Here is an 18,083-nt window from a genome sequence, read left to right as displayed (position 1 = left end):
TGTAATACGGACCGGGCAGACGGCGCGGCGGCGCGCCTTCAGCCCTCTTCCTTGCCGTCGGGCCCGAACCACGGCAACGCCTCCTGCGGCGTCAGGATGCCCAGCGGCTCGGCCATGGTGTAGCCCGGCAGCGCCTCGATGCGCCGGGCAAAGGCGGGATCGGCAAGCAGCCCCAGCACCGGGGCCATCCAGCCGGCGGTCTGGTCGTTCTTGCGCAGCGCCAGGTAATAGGCCTCGCGCGTCAGCGGCACGAAGCCCAGCCCGTGCGCCTCGGCATTCATGCGCAGCCCGAAGCCGACCTGCGCGCGCCCGCTGTGCACCGCCTCGGCCACCTTCTCGTTGCTGAATTCGGTCTCTTCATAACCCGCGATCTGGTCCGGGTACAGGCCCTGCGCGGCCAGCAACTGGTCGAACAGCATGCGCGTGCCCGAACTGCGCTGGCGGTTGACGAAGCGTGCCTGGGTGCGCGCCAGGTCGCGCAGGTCGCGGACCTCGCGCGCCACCTCGGGGGCGACGATCAGCCCCTGCTCGCGCCACGCCAGCCGCAGCAGCCGCACCGAGGTCGGCCGCAGCCACTTGCGCAGCGTCACGTGCGCCACCGAGCCCGCGGTCTGCACCGGCGAAACGTAGAAGCCGGCCAGCTCCGACTGCCGCTCCTGCAGGCAGATCAGCCCCTCCACGCTGCCGCAGAACACGGCATCGAGCTGCAGCGGCGTGCCGGCCTGGCCAAGCGCGCCGGCCAGCACCTCCACCGCCGGGTCATGGCTGCCGGTGAAATGCACGCACGTCTGCGGCTGCTGGGCGTCATCCAGCTCGGCGATGAATTCCGCCATCGCCTTCTGCACAGCCGGCTCGATCGACTCGCGCAGGCGCAGCTCGGCGCGCAGCAGGCGCTCGCCAAAGCGCGTCAGCGAGGCACCGCGTCCGCGCTCCATGTCCAGCATGCTGCGCCCGAACATTTCCTCCCAGGTACGCATCACGCCCCAGGCGTGCCGATAGGACAGGCCGATCTCGCGCGCGGCGCGGTGCAGCGAGCCGGTTTCGCGCACGGCCTTCAGGAGCTGGAACACCTTGCCGTTGGCGCGCGGATTGTCGTCCGGCGCGATCACGGGGAACAGGTCAAAGCGGAACGTCATATGTTCTGCCTTACATATTTACTTTTCAATTTTGACTGCATGACAATGAAAACCCCGGCTGTTATGTAGTTTGTCTCATTCTCTACGATCCTCGGAGAGAATAGCAATTATGTCGGCAAGAACATAATACAAAGGAGCCAGAATATGTCGCCACGCCTCGCCCAACGCCTGCCTGGTCACCTGCGCCGCGCCACGGCCATCGCCTGCCTGGCGCTGCTGTCCGCGGCCCATGCCGGCGAACTGAAGCTGGCCACCACCACCAGCACCGAGAATTCCGGCCTGCTGAAGTACCTGCTGCCGCGCTTCGAGCAGAAGTCCGGCGTCAATGTGAAGGTGATCGCGGTCGGCTCGGGCAAGGCCATGAAGATGGGCGAGATGGGCGACGTCGACGTGCTGCTGGTCCATGCCCGCAAGATGGAAGACGCCTTCGTCACCGCCGGCTACGGCGTGAACCGGCGCGACGTCATGTACAACGACTTCATCGTGGTCGGCCCGGCCAATGACCCGGCCGGGATCAAGGGTGGCAAGGACGTGCTCGCGGGCCTGCGCAAGGTGGCCGGCAGCGGCAGCAAGTTCATCTCGCGCGGCGACAACTCCGGCACCGACGTGATGGAGAAGGAGTACTGGAAGCAACTGGGCATCGAGCCCAAGGGCCAGCCCTGGTACGTCAGCGCCGGCCTGGGCATGGGCGAGGTGCTCACCATGGCGGCGCAGATGCCGGCCTATACCCTGTCAGACCGGGCCACCTATGGCGCCTATCGCGCCAAGACCGGCCTGGCGATCGCGTTGGAAGGCGATCCGAAGATGTTCAATCCGTACGGGATCATCGCGGTCAACCCGGCCAAGCATCCGGGGACCAACTACACGGACGCGATGAAGCTGGTGGAGTGGATGACGTCGAAGGAAGGGCAAGAGGCCATCGCCAGCTACAAGGTCGAGGGGGAGCAGTTGTTCTTCCCGGACTACAAGGCCAAGTGAGGGGCAAGGGGCTAGCCTCCGGCTGATCGCCCCAGTACCGAGGCAATGAACGCGGATTTTGCAGCCCGGTAGGCGCGCATCTCCGCGCCTTCCTGGGAACGCTTGAGCGCGTTGTATCGCTCGATTAGTGCCGGGTCGGCCAGCAGGCTGTCCCGGAACCGGACGAACACATCCAGCGGCGCCCCGCGCACCACCAGCTGGATTCCGACTGGTGGCCGTACCTCATCGCACTTGAAGGCGGAAAAGCTGTCCGTGCGCACCGAGCCAGTGTTGCGTTCGAACAGCCCCGACAGCGCCAGGTCCGCGGCAGCGAACGCCTCTGGGCCCACCTGGACAGATATGTCGAGATCGCCTTTCGTCAGGCACCCGCTGACCGCCGTGGCGCCCACGTGCTCGATGGCGGCGTCCGGTGGCAGGACCGCGGCAAGCCGGGGCCGCAGGGATCGGAACATGCGCTCCGCGGCCTCCCGCGCAGTAGCAGGCGAGGCGAGCCTTAGTCGATCCGTGGCTCCGTCTTCCACTGCCTCAGCCCGCCTCGGTCTCCAGCCGCGGCAACTGCGGCAGGTCTGTCGCCACCTCCGCGATCATCCGCCGCATCCACATCACATCCGGCGCCGCATGGCAGCGCTCGTGCCAGAGCTGGTAAAAGCGCATGCGCGGGAACGACACCGGCGATGGCACCATCCGGATCGGCAGGTATTGCGCATAGTGCGCCGCAAACTGGCGCCCGGTGGTGAAAACCATATCGGTCTTCATCAGCACATACGGCACCAGCCCGAAATACGGCAACGTCACCTGGATATTGCGCTTGTAGCCCTGCTCGGCCAGCGCCTGGTCGATCATGCTGCGCTGCATCGATGCATAGGGCGCCGGCGCCAGGTGCGGCATCTCCAGGTAGTGCTTGAGCGTCAGACCCTTGCGCGCCAGCGGGTGCTGCGCGCCGAGCATGCACACCACCTCGTCGTCGAACAGCGGCGAGATATGCAGGTGCTCGGGCGGCGACAGCCAGTTGCCGACCACGATATCCAACTGCCCCTGCTCCAGGTCCTCCAGGAAATCCGACGACGAGGTCATCGGATGCACGAACAGCTTCGCCCCAGGCGCCAGCCGGCGCACACGCTCGACGATATTGGGCAGGAAGAAGGCGTCCAGGTAGTCCGGCGCACCCAGGTGGAAGGTGCGCGTGGTGGTGGCGGGGTCGAACTGCTGCGGCGGGCGGGCGATGCGGTCCATCGCGGCCAGGCTCTGCTCGGCCAGCGCCAGCAGTTCGCGGCCGCGCTCGGTCGGCACCATGCCGTTTTTGCCCCGCACCAAAATGGCGTCGCCGGTGATCTCGCGCAGCCGCTTCAGCGTGTTGCTGATGGCGGGCTGCGACTGGCCCAGGCGTACGGCGGTACGGGTGACGCTCTGCTCGGTCAGCAGGGTGTGCAGCACCCGCAGCAAATAAGTATCGAGATGGTCGCGTCCGTGCATGGCGATGGCGGCCCTCCGGCGGGGGCCAGATGGGTGGCGTGGGGGATGGGAACGGCGCATAGTGTATGACACGCACCCCACAATCGGTCAAATCGCACCCGGCTGGCAGCGCTGGCTCCGTGCGGAGGGGCACCGACCGGCGTGCCTGCTGATGGCGCATATCACCTGGGCCGAATATTGCATGAAAGGCCGGGGTGCTATGTTTCCGCCATCACCAAAAGAGAGAAGACCATGGAGACGCAAACCATCCGCTTTTTCCATCGCGGCCAGGTCAAGGAAGTATCCGACGCCCCCATTACCCGCACCGTGCTGCAGTACCTGCGTGAGGACGCGCGCTGCACCGGCACCAAGGAAGGCTGCGCCGAAGGCGACTGCGGCGCCTGCACCGTCGTGATCGGCGAGTTGCAGGACGGCGGCGACATCGAATTCAAGGCGGTCAACTCCTGCATCCAGTTCCTGCCCACGCTCGACGGCAAGGCCCTGATCACGGTCGAAGACCTGCGCCAGGCCGATGGCACGCTGCACCCGGTGCAGGAAGCCATGGTCGAATGCCACGGATCGCAATGCGGCTTCTGCACCCCGGGTTTCGTGATGTCGCTGTGGGCGCTGTACCAGCAGCACACGCCCGGCGGCGAATCCCCTTCGCGCCAGACCATCTGCGACGCGCTGACCGGCAACCTGTGCCGCTGCACCGGCTATCGCCCGATCATCGACGCCGGCGAGCGCATGATGGCCCTGCCCGCCCCAGCGGCCGACAAGCTCGACCCGAAGCAGATCGCCGAGACGCTGCGCAACCTGAAGCGCGGCGAGACCTTCCGCTACCGCGCGCAAGGGCAAGAGTTCTTTGCTCCGCGCACCGCGGCCGAGTTCGGCACGATCAAGGCGGCGCAGCCCGATATCCGCATCCTGGCCGGCAGCACCGACGTCGGCCTGTGGGTGACCAAGCAGTTCCGCGAGCTGGGCAACCTGCTCTACGTGGGCCAGGTGGAAGACCTTAACCAGATCGGGGAACGCGACGGCATGATCGAGATCGGCGCCGCCGTGACGCTAGAGAAAGCCTATGCCGCGCTGAACGCCTCCCACCCCGAGCTGGAAGAAATGTGGAAGCGCTTTGCCTCGCTGCCGATCCGCAATGCCGGCACGCTGGGCGGCAATATCGCCAACGGTTCGCCCATCGGCGACTCGATGCCGGCGCTGATCGCGCTGGGCACGGAAGTGGTGCTGCAACACGGCGAAACCCGCCGCACAATGCCGCTCGAAGACCTGTACCTGGCCTACCAGAAGACCGCGATGCAGCCGGGCGAATTCGTCGCCGCGCTGCGCGTGCCGGTGGCGGGCCCGCAGCACTTCCGCACCTACAAGCTGTCCAAACGTTTTGACGAGGATATTTCCGCCGTGTGCGCCGCATTCGGCATCACCGTGCAGGACGGCATCGTCAGCGAGGCGCGCATCGCCTTCGGCGGCATGGCCGCCACGCCCAAGCGCGCCGCCGCCACGGAAGCGGCCCTGACCGGCCAGCCGTGGAACGAAGCCACTGCCCGCGCCGGCATGGCCGCGCTGGCGCAGGACTACACGCCGCTGTCCGACATGCGCGCGACCGCGTCGTACCGCAGCCGCGGCGCCGCCAACCTGCTGTACCGCTTCTGGCTGGAAACCAGCAATGAAGCGCTGCCTGCGGCAGCTGTCAACGTCCGCGCTCCTGGCGCCGGCGCCATTGCCATCGTCACGGCCTGAGCCAGAGAAAAAGGAAAGCATCGGCATGAACAAGCAAACCGAACCCTTCCTGCTCGACGCCAGCGTCGCCGCCGAACCGGTTCCGCAGGTCGGCATCTCGCGTCCGCATGAATCCGCCCACCTGCACGTGGCCGGCACCGCCACCTACACGGATGATATCCCCGAGCTGGCCGGCACGCTGCACGCCGCGCTCGGCATGAGCACCCGCGCGCACGCCCGCATCCAGTCGATCTCCCTCGACAAGGTGCGCGCCGCGCCCGGCGTGGTCGCCGTGCTGACGGTGGACGACATCCCCGGCAGCAACGACTGCGGCCCGATCATCCACGATGATCCGATCCTGGCGCGCGGCGTGGTGCAGTTTATCGGCCAGCCGGTCTTTATCGTGGTGGCGAGCTCGCATGATGCGGCCCGCCGCGCGGCGCGACTGGGCGTGATCGAGTATGAGGACCTGCCGCCGGTGCTGTCGCCGGAGGCCGCGCACCAGGCCGGCAGCTATGTGCTGCCGCCGATGCACCTGAAGCGTGGCGAAGCCGCCGCGCATATCGCAAGCGCCGCCCACCAGGACAGCGGCAAGATCCGCCTGGGCGGCCAGGAGCAGTTCTACCTGGAAGGCCAGATCTCCTACGCCGCGCCGCGCGAGAACGACGGCATGCACGTGTGGTGCTCGACCCAGCACCCGACCGAAATGCAGCACGCGGTCTCGCACATGCTGGGCTGGCATGCGCACCAGGTGCTGGTCGAGTGCCGCCGCATGGGCGGCGGCTTCGGCGGCAAGGAGTCGCAGTCGGCGCTGTTCGCCTGCTGCGCCGCGCTGGCTGCCTGGAAGCTGATGTGCCCGGTCAAGCTGCGCCCGGACCGCGACGACGACATGATGATCACCGGCAAGCGCCATGACTTCGTGTTCGACTATGAAGTCGGCCACGACGATGAAGGCCGCATCGAGGGCGTCAAGGTCGAGATGGTGTCGCGTGCCGGTTTTTCCGCCGACCTGTCGGGTCCGGTGATGACCCGCGCCATCTGCCACTTCGACAACGCCTACTGGCTGCCGAACGTGCAGATCGACGGCTACTGCGGCAAGACCAACACGCAGAGCAACACCGCCTTCCGCGGCTTCGGCGGCCCGCAAGGCGCGTTCGCGGTCGAGTACATCCTGGACAACGTGGCCCGCAACGTCGGCAAGGATTCGCTCGACGTGCGCCGCGCCAACTTCTACGGCAAGACGGAGAACAACGTCACGCCTTATGGCCAGACCGTGGAAGACAACGTCATCCACGAACTGATCGACGAACTGGTGGCGACCAGCGAATACCGCGCCCGCCGCGAGGCCACGCGCGCGTTCAACGCGCAGAGCCCGATCCTGAAGAAGGGCATCGCCATCACCCCGGTGAAGTTCGGCATCTCGTTCAACGTGGCGCACTTCAACCAGGCCGGCGCGCTGGTACACGTCTACAACGACGGCTCGGTGCTGGTGAACCACGGCGGCACCGAGATGGGCCAGGGCCTGAATACCAAGGTGGCGATGGTGGTGGCACACGAACTCGGCATCCGCATGGAGCGCGTGCGCGTGACCGCGACCGATACCAGCAAGGTGGCCAACACCTCGGCCACCGCCGCATCGACCGGCGCGGACCTGAACGGAAAGGCCGCGCAGGACGCCGCGCGCCAGATCCGCGAGCGCCTGGCGGCGTTTGCGGCGCGCAAGGCCGGCGTGGAACCGTCGGAAGTGCGCTTCAACGATGACCTGGTCTGCGCGGGCGAACTGCGCCTGTCGTTCGGCGACCTGGCGCGCGAGGCCTATGTGTCGCGCGTGCAGCTGTGGTCCGACGGCTTCTACACCACGCCCAAGCTGCACTGGGACCAGAGCAAGCTGCACGGCCGCCCGTTCTACTACTACGCCTACGGCGCCGCCTGCTCCGAGGTGCTGGTGGATACGCTGACCGGCGAATGGAAGCTGCTGCGCGCCGACGCGCTGCACGACGCCGGCCGCTCGTTGAACCCGGCGATCGACATCGGCCAGGTGGAGGGCGCGTTTATCCAGGGCATGGGCTGGCTGACCACCGAGGAACTGTGGTGGAACAAGGACGGCAAGCTGATGACGCACGCACCGTCCACGTACAAGATTCCCACGGTCAACGACTGCCCCGAGGAATTCAACGTGCGCCTGTACCAGAACCAGAACGTCGAGGACAGCATCCACCGCTCCAAGGCGGTGGGCGAGCCGCCGCTGCTGCTGCCGTTCTCGGTGTTCTTCGCGATCCGCGACGCGATTGCCGCGGTGGGCGACTACCGCATCAACCCGCCGCTGCAGGCACCCGCCACCAGCGAGGCGATCCTTGACGCGGTGGAAGCCGTGCGCGAGGCCGCGGCACAGGCAGCCGAATCAGCAGCCGAATCAGCAACCGAAGCGACGGCCTGATCGATGGCAAGGAAGCGCGCGCCTGCGGGCGCCCCGGACTTTCCCCCCTCGTCTGCGTCGACAGGCGAGGGGCCGGCGGAAGAAGCAGGCGCGCGCCACCTCTGACACAAGCAATACCAAGCACCTCCACAAGGCCCCCGACATGCAGGACACACCGCTCAAACCCTTCCGCTTCGCCGACGCCGCCCGCATGGTGCGCACCGGCGTGCCGGTAGCGATGGTCACCATCGTCGAGGTCAAGGGCTCCGCGCCGCGCGAGCCCGGCATCCGCATGCTGGTCAGCGCCGACGACCTGGTCGGCACCATCGGCGGCGGCCACCTGGAGTGGCGCGGCATGGATATCGCGCGCGCGATGCTGGTGCGCGGTGAAGCGCGCCGTATCGAGCGCATTCCCCTCGGTCCGGCGCTCGGCCAATGTTGCGGCGGCGTGGTGCAACTGGCGTTCGAGGTGCTGGGCGAAGCCGACCTGGGCTGGCTCGACGCAATCGAGCGCAATTTCGCCGCTGGCAAGTCGCTTCAGCGGCACGTGCCAGCCAGCGGGCCCGTGGCGCAGGCGGACAGCAAAGCCGTCATCCCCGGCGTCGTGCTGCACGCCGACGGCAGCTGGATCGACACGCTGGTGCCCGACGCCATGCACGTGGTGCTGTTCGGCGCGGGCCATGTCGGCCATGCGCTGGTCAAGGTGCTGGCCACGCTGCCATGCCGCGTGCACTGGGTCGACGAGCGCGACACGCTGTTCCCCGGCGGCCTGCCCGACAACGTCGAGGCCGAGGCCAGCGACACGCCCGAGGCCGTGGTCGCGCAGGCACCCGCGGGCAGCTATTTCCTGGTCATGACGCACAGCCATGCGCTCGACCAGACCCTGTGCGAAGAAATCCTGAAGCGCACCGATTTCGCCTACTTCGGGCTGATTGGTTCCAAGACCAAGCGCGCGCGCTTCGAACACCGCATGGCCGAGCACGGCATCGACCCCGCCCGGTTTGCGGAAATGACATGCCCCATGGGGGTTCCCGGGATCATCGACAAGGCTCCGGCTATGATTGCGGTAGCCATCGTCGCCCAGCTGCTCCAGGTCCGCGAACAGCGCCTCGCCGCGCTGCGTGCCGGCCGCCCGGAGGCGGTGCATCCCTGAACCCGTGCCGCCGGCCCGCCGGAAGGTACAGAAAAGCCCAGAAACGAGGCCCCCATGACCATCGATGCCGCGCTCGCGGACAAGATCCGCCGCACTCCCAAGGCCGAACTGCATGTGCATATCGAAGGCACGCTCGAGCCGGAACTGATCTTCCGGCTGGCCCAGCGCAACCAGGTCGCGCTGCCCTACCCGAGCGTCGAGGCACTGCGCGCCGCCTACGCCTTCACCGACCTGCAGTCGTTCCTGGATATCTACTACGCCGGCGCCAGCGTGCTGTTGACCGAGGAAGATTTCTTCGACATGACCATGGACTACGTCAAGCGCGCCGTCGCCGACAACGTCCGTCACGCCGAGATCTTCTTCGATCCGCAGACCCATACCGCGCGCGGCGTGCCGATCGGCGTGGTGATCGACGGCATCGCCGATGCCCTGGCGCAGGCGCGCACTGAGTATGACTTCTCCAGCAGCCTGATCCTGTGCTTCCTGCGCCATCTGTCGGAGGAAGACGCCTTTGCCACGCTGGACGCCGCGCTGCCCTACCACGACCGTTTCGTCGGCGTCGGCCTGGATTCGTCAGAGCAGGGCAACCCGCCCGAGAAATTCGCGCGCGTGTTCGCAAAAGCGCGTGAGCTGGGCCTGAACCTGGTGGCCCACGCGGGCGAGGAAGGCCCGGCGCAGTACGTCACCGACGCGCTCGACATCCTCAAGGTACAGCGCATCGACCACGGCGTGCATGCCATCGACGATCCGGCGCTGGTCGAACGCCTGGCGCGCGAGCGGGTGGCGCTGACCGTGTGCCCGCTGTCGAACGTCAAGCTAAAGGTCTACCCAGACCTGCGCGACCACCCGCTCAAGCGCATGCTCGATGCGGGCGTGTTGATCACGCTGCACTCGGACGACCCGGCTTATTTCGGCGGCTATATGAACGCCAACTGGGAAGCCACCTTCGATGCGCTGCCGCTGGACGCGGCCGATGCCCACAAGCTCGCGCGCAACAGCTTTGAAGCGGCCTTCCTGCCTGCCATGCAGAAGGCCGAGTACCTGGCGGAAGTCGACCATTTCTGGTCGAGCCCGCCCAACTCCCCGCCCGCCACGGCCCCCGCGGCCTGAGCGTCGGCGCATGCCAATAGCCCGGCCTGCAGCGCATTGCGCGCAGGCCGGCCAGAAGAGACAAACCATGACGAACACCCCCAAGACCCCTTCCCTGACCCGCGCCATCCGCGGCCGCGTGCTGCATTTCCTGCGCGACCCGCAGTTCCATGAGGACGCGTATCAGTATTGGGACGACGGGGTGCTGATCGTCACGGCCGGGCGCATCGCCGCCGCCGGCGACTACACCGAGCAGGCCGCGCGCATCCCGGCCAACGCCGAGATCGTCGACCACCGCGGCAAGCTGATCGTGCCCGGCTTTATCGATACCCACGTGCACTACCCGCAGACCGACATGATCGCGTCACCATCGCCGGGCCTGCTGCACTGGCTCGAGACCTACACCTTCCCCGAAGAGCGCCGCTTTGCCGATCCCGACTACGCGCGCGGCGTGGCCGGCTTCTTCACCGAAGAACTGCTGCGCAACGGCACCACCAGCGCGGTGGTCTGGAGCACGGTGCACAAGGCCTCGGCCGAGGCGCTGTTTGCCGAGAGCGCGGCGCGCAACCTGCGCATGGTCACTGGCAAGGTGATGATGGACCGCAACTGCCCCGAGTTCCTGCGCGACACCGCCGAGAGCGGTGCGCAGGATTCCGCCGACCTGATGTCGCGCTGGCATAACAAGGGGCGCCTCGGCTACGCCATCACGCCGCGCTTCGCGCCGACCTCGACCGAAGCGCAACTCGCCGCCTGCGGCGAGCTGGCACGCGCCTACCCCGACGCCTTTATCCAGACCCACGTCGCCGAGAACCGCGACGAGGTCAAATGGGTCGCCGAGCTGTTCCCGGATGCGCGCAGCTACCTCGACGTCTACGACCACTACGGCCTGCTACGCCCGGGTGCGATGTACGGTCACGCCATCTACCTGGACCAGGACGACCGCCGCCGCCTGGCCGACAGCGGCGCCGCGGTGGCGCACTGCCCCACCTCGAACCTGTTCCTCGGCAGCGGCTTCTACGACTTCCACCAGTCCGACGCCAACCGCCTGAACGTGACACTGGCCACCGACGTGGGCGGCGGCACCTCATTCTCGATGTTCCGCACCATGAACGCGGCGCACAAGGTGGCGCGCATGGGCGGCTACTACCTGACCGCGCTGCGCATGTTCTACCTGGCCACGCGCGCGGCCGCCGAGGCACTGGGCTGGACCGACCGCGTCGGCAGCTTCAGCGAAGGCTGCGAGGCCGACTTCATCGTGCTGGACCCCAAGGCCACGCCGCTGATCGCCCGCCGCAGCAACCGCTCCGAAACGCTGGAAGAAGAACTTTTCGCCTTCGCGATGCTGGGCGATGACCGCGTGATCGACAACGTCTATGTGATGGGCGAAGCTGCCCACGTGCCGGCCGCCTGATCCGTCACATCTCGCCTGCAAGCGCCCGCCGCCACGCGGCGGGCGTGCGTTTACCGCTTCCTGCGTCCCACCGGCTTGACGCCCGTCAAGATCATTCCCGGCAAAGCCTTCTAACCTTTGCGGTCTGCCGCGCCCGATCCGCATCGGCTGCGCGCCGACGCCAATCCGACCGCAACCAGAAGGTTCCGCATGACCGCATTCCAATCCGCGCATCCCGAGCATGCCCCCCATGCCGCCCATGCCAAACGCGCCGCACCCGACGGCGCGCCCCTCCCGGAGCCGATCGCACCGGACGCACCGCTGCCCTCGCGCAAGATCATCCGCGGCTGGCTGATTCCGCTCGGCCAGCGCAGCACGCCGCGCGCGCTGGCGCTGTTCGCCTTCGACTACCTGCTGTTCGCCGCCGTGCTGGCCGGCGTGGTGCTGGCCCAGCACGGGGCCGCCAAGCTCGCGCTGGGCGTGCTGGCGGGCCTGGTGATCGCACGCCTGTTTATCATCGGCCACGATGCCTGCCACCAGAGCCTGACGCCGCGCCGCGGCCTGAACAAATGGCTGGGCCGGCTGACCTTCCTGCCGTCGCTGACGCCCTACAGCCTGTGGGAAGTCGGCCATAACGTGGTGCACCACGGCTACACCAACCTGAAAGGCTTCGACTTCGTCTGGGCGCCCTACTCGCTGGAAGAATTCAACGCGCTGCCGCGCTGGCGCCGCGTGATGGAGCGCATCTACCGCACCGGCTTCGGCCCGGGCCTGTACTACCTGGTCGAGATCTGGTGGTGCAAGCTGTTCTTCCCGAGCAAGCGCCAGATGGCCACGCGCCGCCCGATCTTCCTGGGCGACTGCGCGCTGGTGGCGGCCTTCGGGCTGGCGTGGATCGGCGCGCTGGTCGGGCTGGCGTTCGCCACCAGCCAGTCGGCGTGGATGCTGGTCGGCGCCGGTTTCGTGCTGCCGTTCCTGGTGTGGAACATCACCGTCGGCTTCGTGCTCTACGTGCACCACACCCACACCAGCGTGGCGTGGTACGACACCAAGGCGATGTGGGCCAAGGCGCAGCCGTTTGTCTCGACCACCGTGCACCTGCGCTTCCGCCACGGCATCGGCGCCGCGTTGCACCACATCATGGAACACACCGCCCACCACGTCGACATGAGCGTGCCGCTGTACCGCCTCAAGCGCGCCCAGGCGCTGCTGGAACACGCGCTGCCGGGCCGCATCATCATCGAGAATTTCTCGTGGCGCTGGTACTTCGACACCGCACGCCGCTGCAAGCTGTATGACTTCAAGGCGCTGTGCTGGACCGATTTCCGCGGCCGCCAGACCAGCGACAATGCGCCGGTACCGGCCTGAACGTCACTTCCGCGATCCCGGCGCCGGTGGACGATCACCGCCGCTGCCGCTATAATCGCGACTTCCATTGGGGAGTAGCCGCCCTGCTCGCACCGCGCCGCGCAATGCGGACACCGGGAGACAGGGGCGTACGTCAACAGACTTGACCGCTTGCGGTTATGGCGTGCGCAGCTCCGGACCCGCCCGGCCTTGTTGTGATTGGCCCGGCAGCGTCCATGCCTGGCGAGACCGATGACCATACCTTTCTGGCCGGGCCGGGAAAGGTGTGCGTCATTGGCATCTCGCGATGCATTGCGGCCCGGTTATCCCACATAACAACATGGAAGCCTTCCTCGTCTCCACAGGCATCGTCGCCCTTGCTGAAATGGGCGACAAGACGCAATTGCTGTCGCTGGTGCTGGCCGCGCGCTATCGCAAGCCCGTCCCGATCATCCTCGGCATCCTGATCGCCACGCTGGTCAACCACGGCTTTGCCGGCGCGCTCGGCGGCTGGATCACCAACGTACTGGGCGAAAGCCTGCTGCGCTGGATTCTCGGCCTGGGCTTTATCGCGATGGCGGGGTGGATGCTGATTCCCGACAAGCTCGATGACGCCGAGCAGGCCAAGCCGGTCAAAGGGGCGATCGGCATCCTGGGCACGACCATCGTCGCGTTTTTCTTTGCCGAAATGGGCGACAAGACGCAGATTGCCACGGTGGCGCTGGCTGCCCGCTTTAGCGATACCGTGCTGGCGGTGGTGGCGGGCACAACCTTCGGCATGATGATCGCCAATGCGCCGGCTGTGCTGTTGGGGGATAAGTTCGCCAACAAGATGCCGATTGCGCTCGTGCACAAGATTGCTGCCGCGATCTTCCTGGCGCTGGGCGTGCTGGCGTTGCTGAATATCGGCGGATAAAGCCGCCGAAAAAAAAACGGGGCACAAGGCCCCGTTCAAACCCTCGCCGGTCCGGTACTGACGGCTGCCAACTGCGCAGCCCCCGGACCGTCGATCACCGATGCTCGGATTCCAGATCAGTTGGTAGTCTTGGCACCGCCTTCGAACCACTGCCCCAGCAGTGCGCGTTCGTCGTCGGTGATCTGCGTCACGTTGCCCAGCGGCATCGCCTTCTGCTGCACGGCCTGCTGGTAGATCAGCTGCGCATGAGTCTTGATGTCTTCCGCGGTATCGAGCTTGATGCCCTTGGCCGCGGTCGGCATCATCTTCGGCTGCTCGGCGTGGCACTGCACGCAGCGGGCGTTCATCACTTCCTGCACCTTGGCAAAGCTGACGGTGGCGGCAGCAGCGGTGGCGCCGCTCTCGCTCTTGGCCACGGCCGGGCGCGGTTGCGGCGCGATCATCACGGCAACACCGGCCAGCACGGCAACACCGGCGGCAGGCCAGGCGATATTGATCTTGCCCTTGTGCTTCAGGATGAAGAACTGGCGGATCAGCACACCGGCCAGCATGATCAGGACCAGCACCACCCAGTTGTACTGATGGCTGTAGGTCATGCTGTAGTGGTTCGACAGCATGGCGAACAGCACCGGCAACGTGAAGTAGGTGTTGTGCACGCTGCGCTGCTTGGCGTTCTTGCCATGGACCGGGTCGACCGGCTGGCCTGCGCGCAGCGCGGCAACCACCTTGCGCTGGCCCGGGATGATCCACACCAGCACGTTGGCGCTCATGATCGTGGCGATCATCGCACCGGTCAGCAGAAACGCGGCGCGGCCCTGGAACAGGCTGCATGCCACGTAGGCCGCCACGGCCACGTAGATCGCCACCAGCACGCCGACGGTACGGTCGCTCTTGCCGAAGATGCGGCAGATGCAGTCATAGACCACCCAGCCCGCGCCCAGATACGCCAGCGCCAGCCCGACCGCCGCGCCGGGCGACATGTCGTACACGTTCTTGTCGATCAGGAACGTGCTGGCATTGAACAGGTACAGCACCACCAGCAGGCCGAAGCCGGTCATCCACGTCGAATACGACTCCCAGTAGAACCAGTGCAGGTTCTCCGGCAGCGTCTTCGGTGCGGTCAGGTATTTCTGCGGGTTGTAGAAGCCGCCGCCGTGCACGGCCCACAGTTCGCCGCCGACACCTTTTTCCTGCAGCTCAGGATCGCTGGGCTTGGTCAGGCTGTTGTCCAGCCACACGAAATAGAACGAAGAGCCGATCCATGCGATGGCGGTGATGACGTGCACCCACCGCAGCAGCAGATTGGCCCAGTCGAGGATATAGCCTTCCATGTCTTGTCTCCTGTTTCCCTATGCCACCGCTTCAGCTGCCGCGGTAGGTCGAATACGACCAGGGCGATACCAGGAGCGGCACGTGGTAGTGCGCGTTGACGTCGGCAATGCCGAAGCGCAGGGGCACCACGTCCAGGAAGGCGGGCTCGGGCAACTTTACGCCTTGCGCGCGGAAGTAATCGCCGGCAGCGAATTCCAGCTCATACACGCCGACGGCAAAGTCGGCGCCTTCCAGCAACGGCTGGTCGCAGCGGCCATCGTGGTTGGTGACCACGGTCTTCAGGGTTTCGCGGCGATTGTCGACAATTTTATGGAGAGTAATCGACATGCCTTGTCCGGGCGTCCCGGCAGCGGTGTCGAGAACGTGGGTGGTCAAGCGTCCCATCGTATTTGTCCTTTTGCGATTGGGTTGTGAGGGGCGCCGCTGCCTTCACTAGCACCATTTGTGGGAATGGTGCCCGCTCGGTACGTCTGGTAACGCATCCCGGCGCTGGGTTGGTGCGTGGCGACAATGCGCCTGCACCCACCCGGTTGGCAATTCAGGGATTACCCTGAGTTGTCGAAAACCTGACTCGGTTTTGTTGACAATTCTGGGGCCACAACCAAATAATTGTCAACAATTTTTGGATCGCCGTACCCTGATACCCGGGATTCACGGTGCCCTGACTGACTGCTGGTGCCACGATGTCCAAGAGCCTGAAGCTGATTGCCGGTGTTGCCGATGTTGCCGCTACCGAGCCGACCGAGATCAACCCCGCCAAGCCGGGCAAGCCCGCCCGCAAAGGCTCGGTCGAAGAGCGCATGTACCACGAGATCTACGACGCGATCATGGAGCACCGGCTGCCGCCGCGCACCAAGCTCACCGAGCATTCGCTTTGCGAAATCTATGCCACCGCGCGGCACACCGTGCGCAAGGTGCTGTCGCATCTCGCGGCCGATGGCATGGTCGATCTCGAACCCAACCGCGGCGCCTTTATCGCCAGCCCCTCCACCGACGAGGCGCACGACATGTTCGAGCTGCGCCAGATGCTGGAGCGTGCGGTGCTGGACAAGCTCGCCGCCATGCCCGACGTCAAGACCGTGATCGCGCCGCTGCGCAAGATGGTGGCCAGCGAGCGCCAGGCCTTTCTCACGCATGACCGCCCCAAATGGATCCGCCTGTCCGCCGAGTTCCACACGGCGCTGGCAGAACTGTCCGGCAACGCCCTGCTGGTCAACATGATGCGCCGGCTGGTATCGCGCACCACGCTGATGATCGCCAGCGTGGAAGCCCCGGGCAACAACGCCTGCTCGTTCGACGAACACGAGGAAATCCTCGACGCCCTGGAACAGGGCGATGCCGCGCTGGCCCAGTCGCGCATGGCGCACCACCTTGGCGCCTGTGCGGACCGCGTGCAACCAGACGAGCCGGGCAGCTTCGATCTTCGCAGCGTACTAGGCCGCTCCACCTAGCACGGTGTTCCCGCCACCGCTCCCAAAAGCAAGGCCACGCCTGACCGCAAACAGCACCGGCTACCACAGAGTGCTGAGACGACAGGCCTACATGCGTCCGGTGATCACCCAGGACCAACGGCCAGGACAGTGGCGTTCCCATCAAACCAAAGGAGAGGAGACGCACCAATGAATTCAGCAAGCACCACGGTCCCCACGGACCTCACCAACGAGCGTTTGCCTTCAGGGCGCCTGCTCGCGCTCGGTTTGCAGCACGTTCTGGTGATGTACGCCGGCACGGTTGCCGTGCCCCTGATCGTGGGAGGCGCGCTCAAGCTGCCCAAGGACCAGCTGGCGTTCCTGATCAATGCCGACCTGTTCGCGGCCGGCCTCGCCACGTTGATCCAGGCCTTCGGTTTCTGGAAATTCGGCATCCGCCTCCCCGTAATGATGGGGGTGACCTTTGCCTCGGTGGCACCGATGATCGCCATCGGCACCGATCCCAATGTCGGCCTGCTCGGCATCTACGGCGCCGTGATCGCGTCGGGGATCTTCGGCATCCTGATCGCGCCGATGATGGGACGCATGCTCGGGCTGTTCCCGCCGGTGGTGACCGGCACGGTGATCACGCTGATCGGCGTGTCGCTGATGCGCGTGGGCATCAACTGGGCGGCCGGCGGCCAGCCCACCACGCGCGCGGTGATCGACGGCGTGGCCAAGGAAGTGCCCAACCTCGCCTACGGGGACCTGACCAACCTCGGCATCGCCGGGCTGACGCTGCTGATCATCCTGCTGCTGACCAAGTACGGCCGCGGCCTGGTGGCCAACTGCGCGGTGCTGCTCGGCATCATCGCCGGCACGCTGGTGGCGATGGCGCTGGGCAAGGTCTCGTTCGAGGGCCTGGATGAAGCCAGCTTTGTCGCCGTCATCACGCCGCTGCACTTCGGCATGCCGACCTTCGAGCTGACCGCGATCCTGTCGATGTGCATCGTCATGCTGATCACGCTGGTGGAATCGACCGGCATGTTCCTGGCGCTGTCGGACATCACCGGCAAGAAGCTGAGCAACGAAGACCTGACCCGCGGCCTGCGCGCCGACGGCCTGGGCACGGTGATCGGCGGTGTCTTCAACACCTTCCCCTACACCTCGTTCTCGCAGAACGTGGGCCTGGTGACCGTGACCGGCGTGCGCTCGCGCTACGTGGCCGCTGCCGGCGGCATCATCCTGATCGCCTTCGGCCTGTTTCCCAAGATGGCCCACGTGGTGGCCTCGGTGCCGCAGTTCGTGCTGGGCGGCGCCGGCATCGTGATGTTCGGCATGGTGGCCGCCACCGGCATCCGCATCCTGGGTTCGTGCGATTTCAACCGCAACCGCCACAACCTGTTCATCGTCGCGATCTCGATCGGCGCCGGCATGATCCCGACGCTGGCACCGACGTTCTTCCAGTACCTGCCAAAGTGGACGGGGCCGTTCACCCACAGCGGCATCGTGCTGGGCACGATCGTGGCCGTGGCACTGAACCTGTTCTACAACGGCATCCAGTCGCGCGAAGAGGCAATGCGCAACGCCGCCGCCAATTCGCACGGCACCGAGTAACTGAAGTAGCCGGGCGCGGCCGCGCCCGGACATGACTGGCACGTTGATTGCGTATTTTGCGGCACTTGCGGGCGCCGCGGCGTGCCGGCCGGTCTCCTGAAGCAAGCAACGACA

At 66.3% G+C, this 18,083-nt stretch carries 15 protein-coding genes and 1 riboswitch; of the genes, 10 read left to right on the top strand and 5 right to left on the bottom strand.

The window, feature by feature from the left end:
* Positions 1–38: 38 nt before the first annotated feature.
* On the bottom strand, positions 39–1,136 hold the full coding sequence (locus AC10V3_RS04765) for a substrate-binding domain-containing protein (RefSeq protein WP_022534032.1): 1,098 nt from the start codon (positions 1,134–1,136) through the stop codon (positions 39–41).
* Between the two features lie 144 nt (positions 1,137–1,280).
* On the opposite strand from AC10V3_RS04765, the gene AC10V3_RS04760 reads away from it, so the two are divergent.
* The gene (locus AC10V3_RS04760; RefSeq protein ID WP_490923187.1) at positions 1,281–2,114 is read left to right on the top strand and encodes an ABC transporter substrate-binding protein; all 834 of its coding nucleotides are present in this window, start codon (positions 1,281–1,283) and stop codon (positions 2,112–2,114) included.
* Positions 2,115–2,125: 11 nt separating this feature from the next.
* Here the strand turns inward: AC10V3_RS04760 and AC10V3_RS04755 are convergent, their stop codons facing one another.
* Positions 2,126–2,566 (bottom strand): GrpB family protein, encoded by a 441-nt coding sequence (locus tag AC10V3_RS04755; RefSeq protein WP_349609496.1) that lies wholly within the window; start codon positions 2,564–2,566, stop codon positions 2,126–2,128.
* A 73-nt stretch (positions 2,567–2,639) separates the two neighbouring features.
* Positions 2,640–3,587 carry a LysR substrate-binding domain-containing protein gene (locus AC10V3_RS04750; protein WP_022534029.1) on the bottom strand — a complete coding sequence of 316 codons (948 nt, stop codon included), beginning with the start codon at positions 3,585–3,587 and terminating at the stop codon, positions 2,640–2,642.
* A 231-nt stretch (positions 3,588–3,818) separates the two neighbouring features.
* Here AC10V3_RS04750 and xdhA point away from each other — a divergent pair, with 231 nt between their 5' ends.
* The 7 genes from xdhA to AC10V3_RS04715 all read left to right on the top strand — a co-directional run bounded on the left by xdhA (position 3,819) and on the right by AC10V3_RS04715 (position 13,611).
* Positions 3,819–5,321 (top strand): xanthine dehydrogenase small subunit, encoded by a 1,503-nt coding sequence (gene xdhA, locus AC10V3_RS04745; RefSeq protein WP_022534028.1) that lies wholly within the window; start codon positions 3,819–3,821, stop codon positions 5,319–5,321.
* A gap of 25 nt (positions 5,322–5,346) precedes the next feature.
* Positions 5,347–7,737 (top strand): xanthine dehydrogenase molybdopterin binding subunit, encoded by a 2,391-nt coding sequence (gene xdhB / locus AC10V3_RS04740; RefSeq protein ID WP_454751737.1) that lies wholly within the window; start codon positions 5,347–5,349, stop codon positions 7,735–7,737.
* Between the two features lie 142 nt (positions 7,738–7,879).
* The gene (xdhC, locus tag AC10V3_RS04735; RefSeq protein ID WP_490923185.1) at positions 7,880–8,869 is read left to right on the top strand and encodes a xanthine dehydrogenase accessory protein XdhC; all 990 of its coding nucleotides are present in this window, start codon (positions 7,880–7,882) and stop codon (positions 8,867–8,869) included.
* Between the two features lie 54 nt (positions 8,870–8,923).
* Positions 8,924–9,979, top strand: a complete 1,056-nt coding sequence (locus tag AC10V3_RS04730; RefSeq protein ID WP_490923184.1) for an adenosine deaminase — start codon at positions 8,924–8,926, stop codon at positions 9,977–9,979.
* 67 nt (positions 9,980–10,046) lie between these two features.
* Positions 10,047–11,369 carry a guanine deaminase gene (gene guaD / locus AC10V3_RS04725; protein WP_490923183.1) on the top strand — a complete coding sequence of 441 codons (1,323 nt, stop codon included), beginning with the start codon at positions 10,047–10,049 and terminating at the stop codon, positions 11,367–11,369.
* A gap of 189 nt (positions 11,370–11,558) precedes the next feature.
* The gene (locus AC10V3_RS04720) at positions 11,559–12,716 is read left to right on the top strand and encodes a fatty acid desaturase (protein WP_490923182.1); all 1,158 of its coding nucleotides are present in this window, start codon (positions 11,559–11,561) and stop codon (positions 12,714–12,716) included.
* 57 nt (positions 12,717–12,773) lie between these two features.
* A riboswitch (yybP-ykoY riboswitch) is annotated at positions 12,774–12,929 on the top strand.
* Between the two features lie 106 nt (positions 12,930–13,035).
* A complete protein-coding gene (locus tag AC10V3_RS04715) occupies positions 13,036–13,611 on the top strand; it encodes a TMEM165/GDT1 family protein (RefSeq protein WP_041680966.1) in 576 nt (191 codons plus the stop codon).
* Between the two features lie 116 nt (positions 13,612–13,727).
* On the opposite strand, the gene AC10V3_RS04710 is transcribed toward AC10V3_RS04715, so the two are convergent.
* Positions 13,728–14,942, bottom strand: a complete 1,215-nt coding sequence (locus AC10V3_RS04710) for a urate hydroxylase PuuD (protein ID WP_490923181.1) — start codon at positions 14,940–14,942, stop codon at positions 13,728–13,730.
* 31 nt (positions 14,943–14,973) lie between these two features.
* A complete protein-coding gene (gene uraH / locus AC10V3_RS04705; RefSeq protein ID WP_022534020.1) occupies positions 14,974–15,327 on the bottom strand; it encodes a hydroxyisourate hydrolase in 354 nt (117 codons plus the stop codon).
* Positions 15,328–15,626: 299 nt separating this feature from the next.
* On the opposite strand from uraH, the gene AC10V3_RS04700 reads away from it, so the two are divergent.
* The gene (locus AC10V3_RS04700; protein ID WP_022534019.1) at positions 15,627–16,394 is read left to right on the top strand and encodes a GntR family transcriptional regulator; all 768 of its coding nucleotides are present in this window, start codon (positions 15,627–15,629) and stop codon (positions 16,392–16,394) included.
* A gap of 168 nt (positions 16,395–16,562) precedes the next feature.
* Entirely contained in the window at positions 16,563–17,969 is a 1,407-nt protein-coding gene (locus tag AC10V3_RS04695) for a nucleobase:cation symporter-2 family protein (protein ID WP_022534018.1), read from the top strand.
* Positions 17,970–18,083: the final 114 nt, after the last annotated feature.

The sequence above is a fragment of the Cupriavidus sp. PB-02 genome (genome assembly GCF_058252315.1).
The sequence above is the reverse complement of the archived record's forward strand: the minus strand, read 5'-3'. Positions and strand labels throughout refer to the sequence as shown.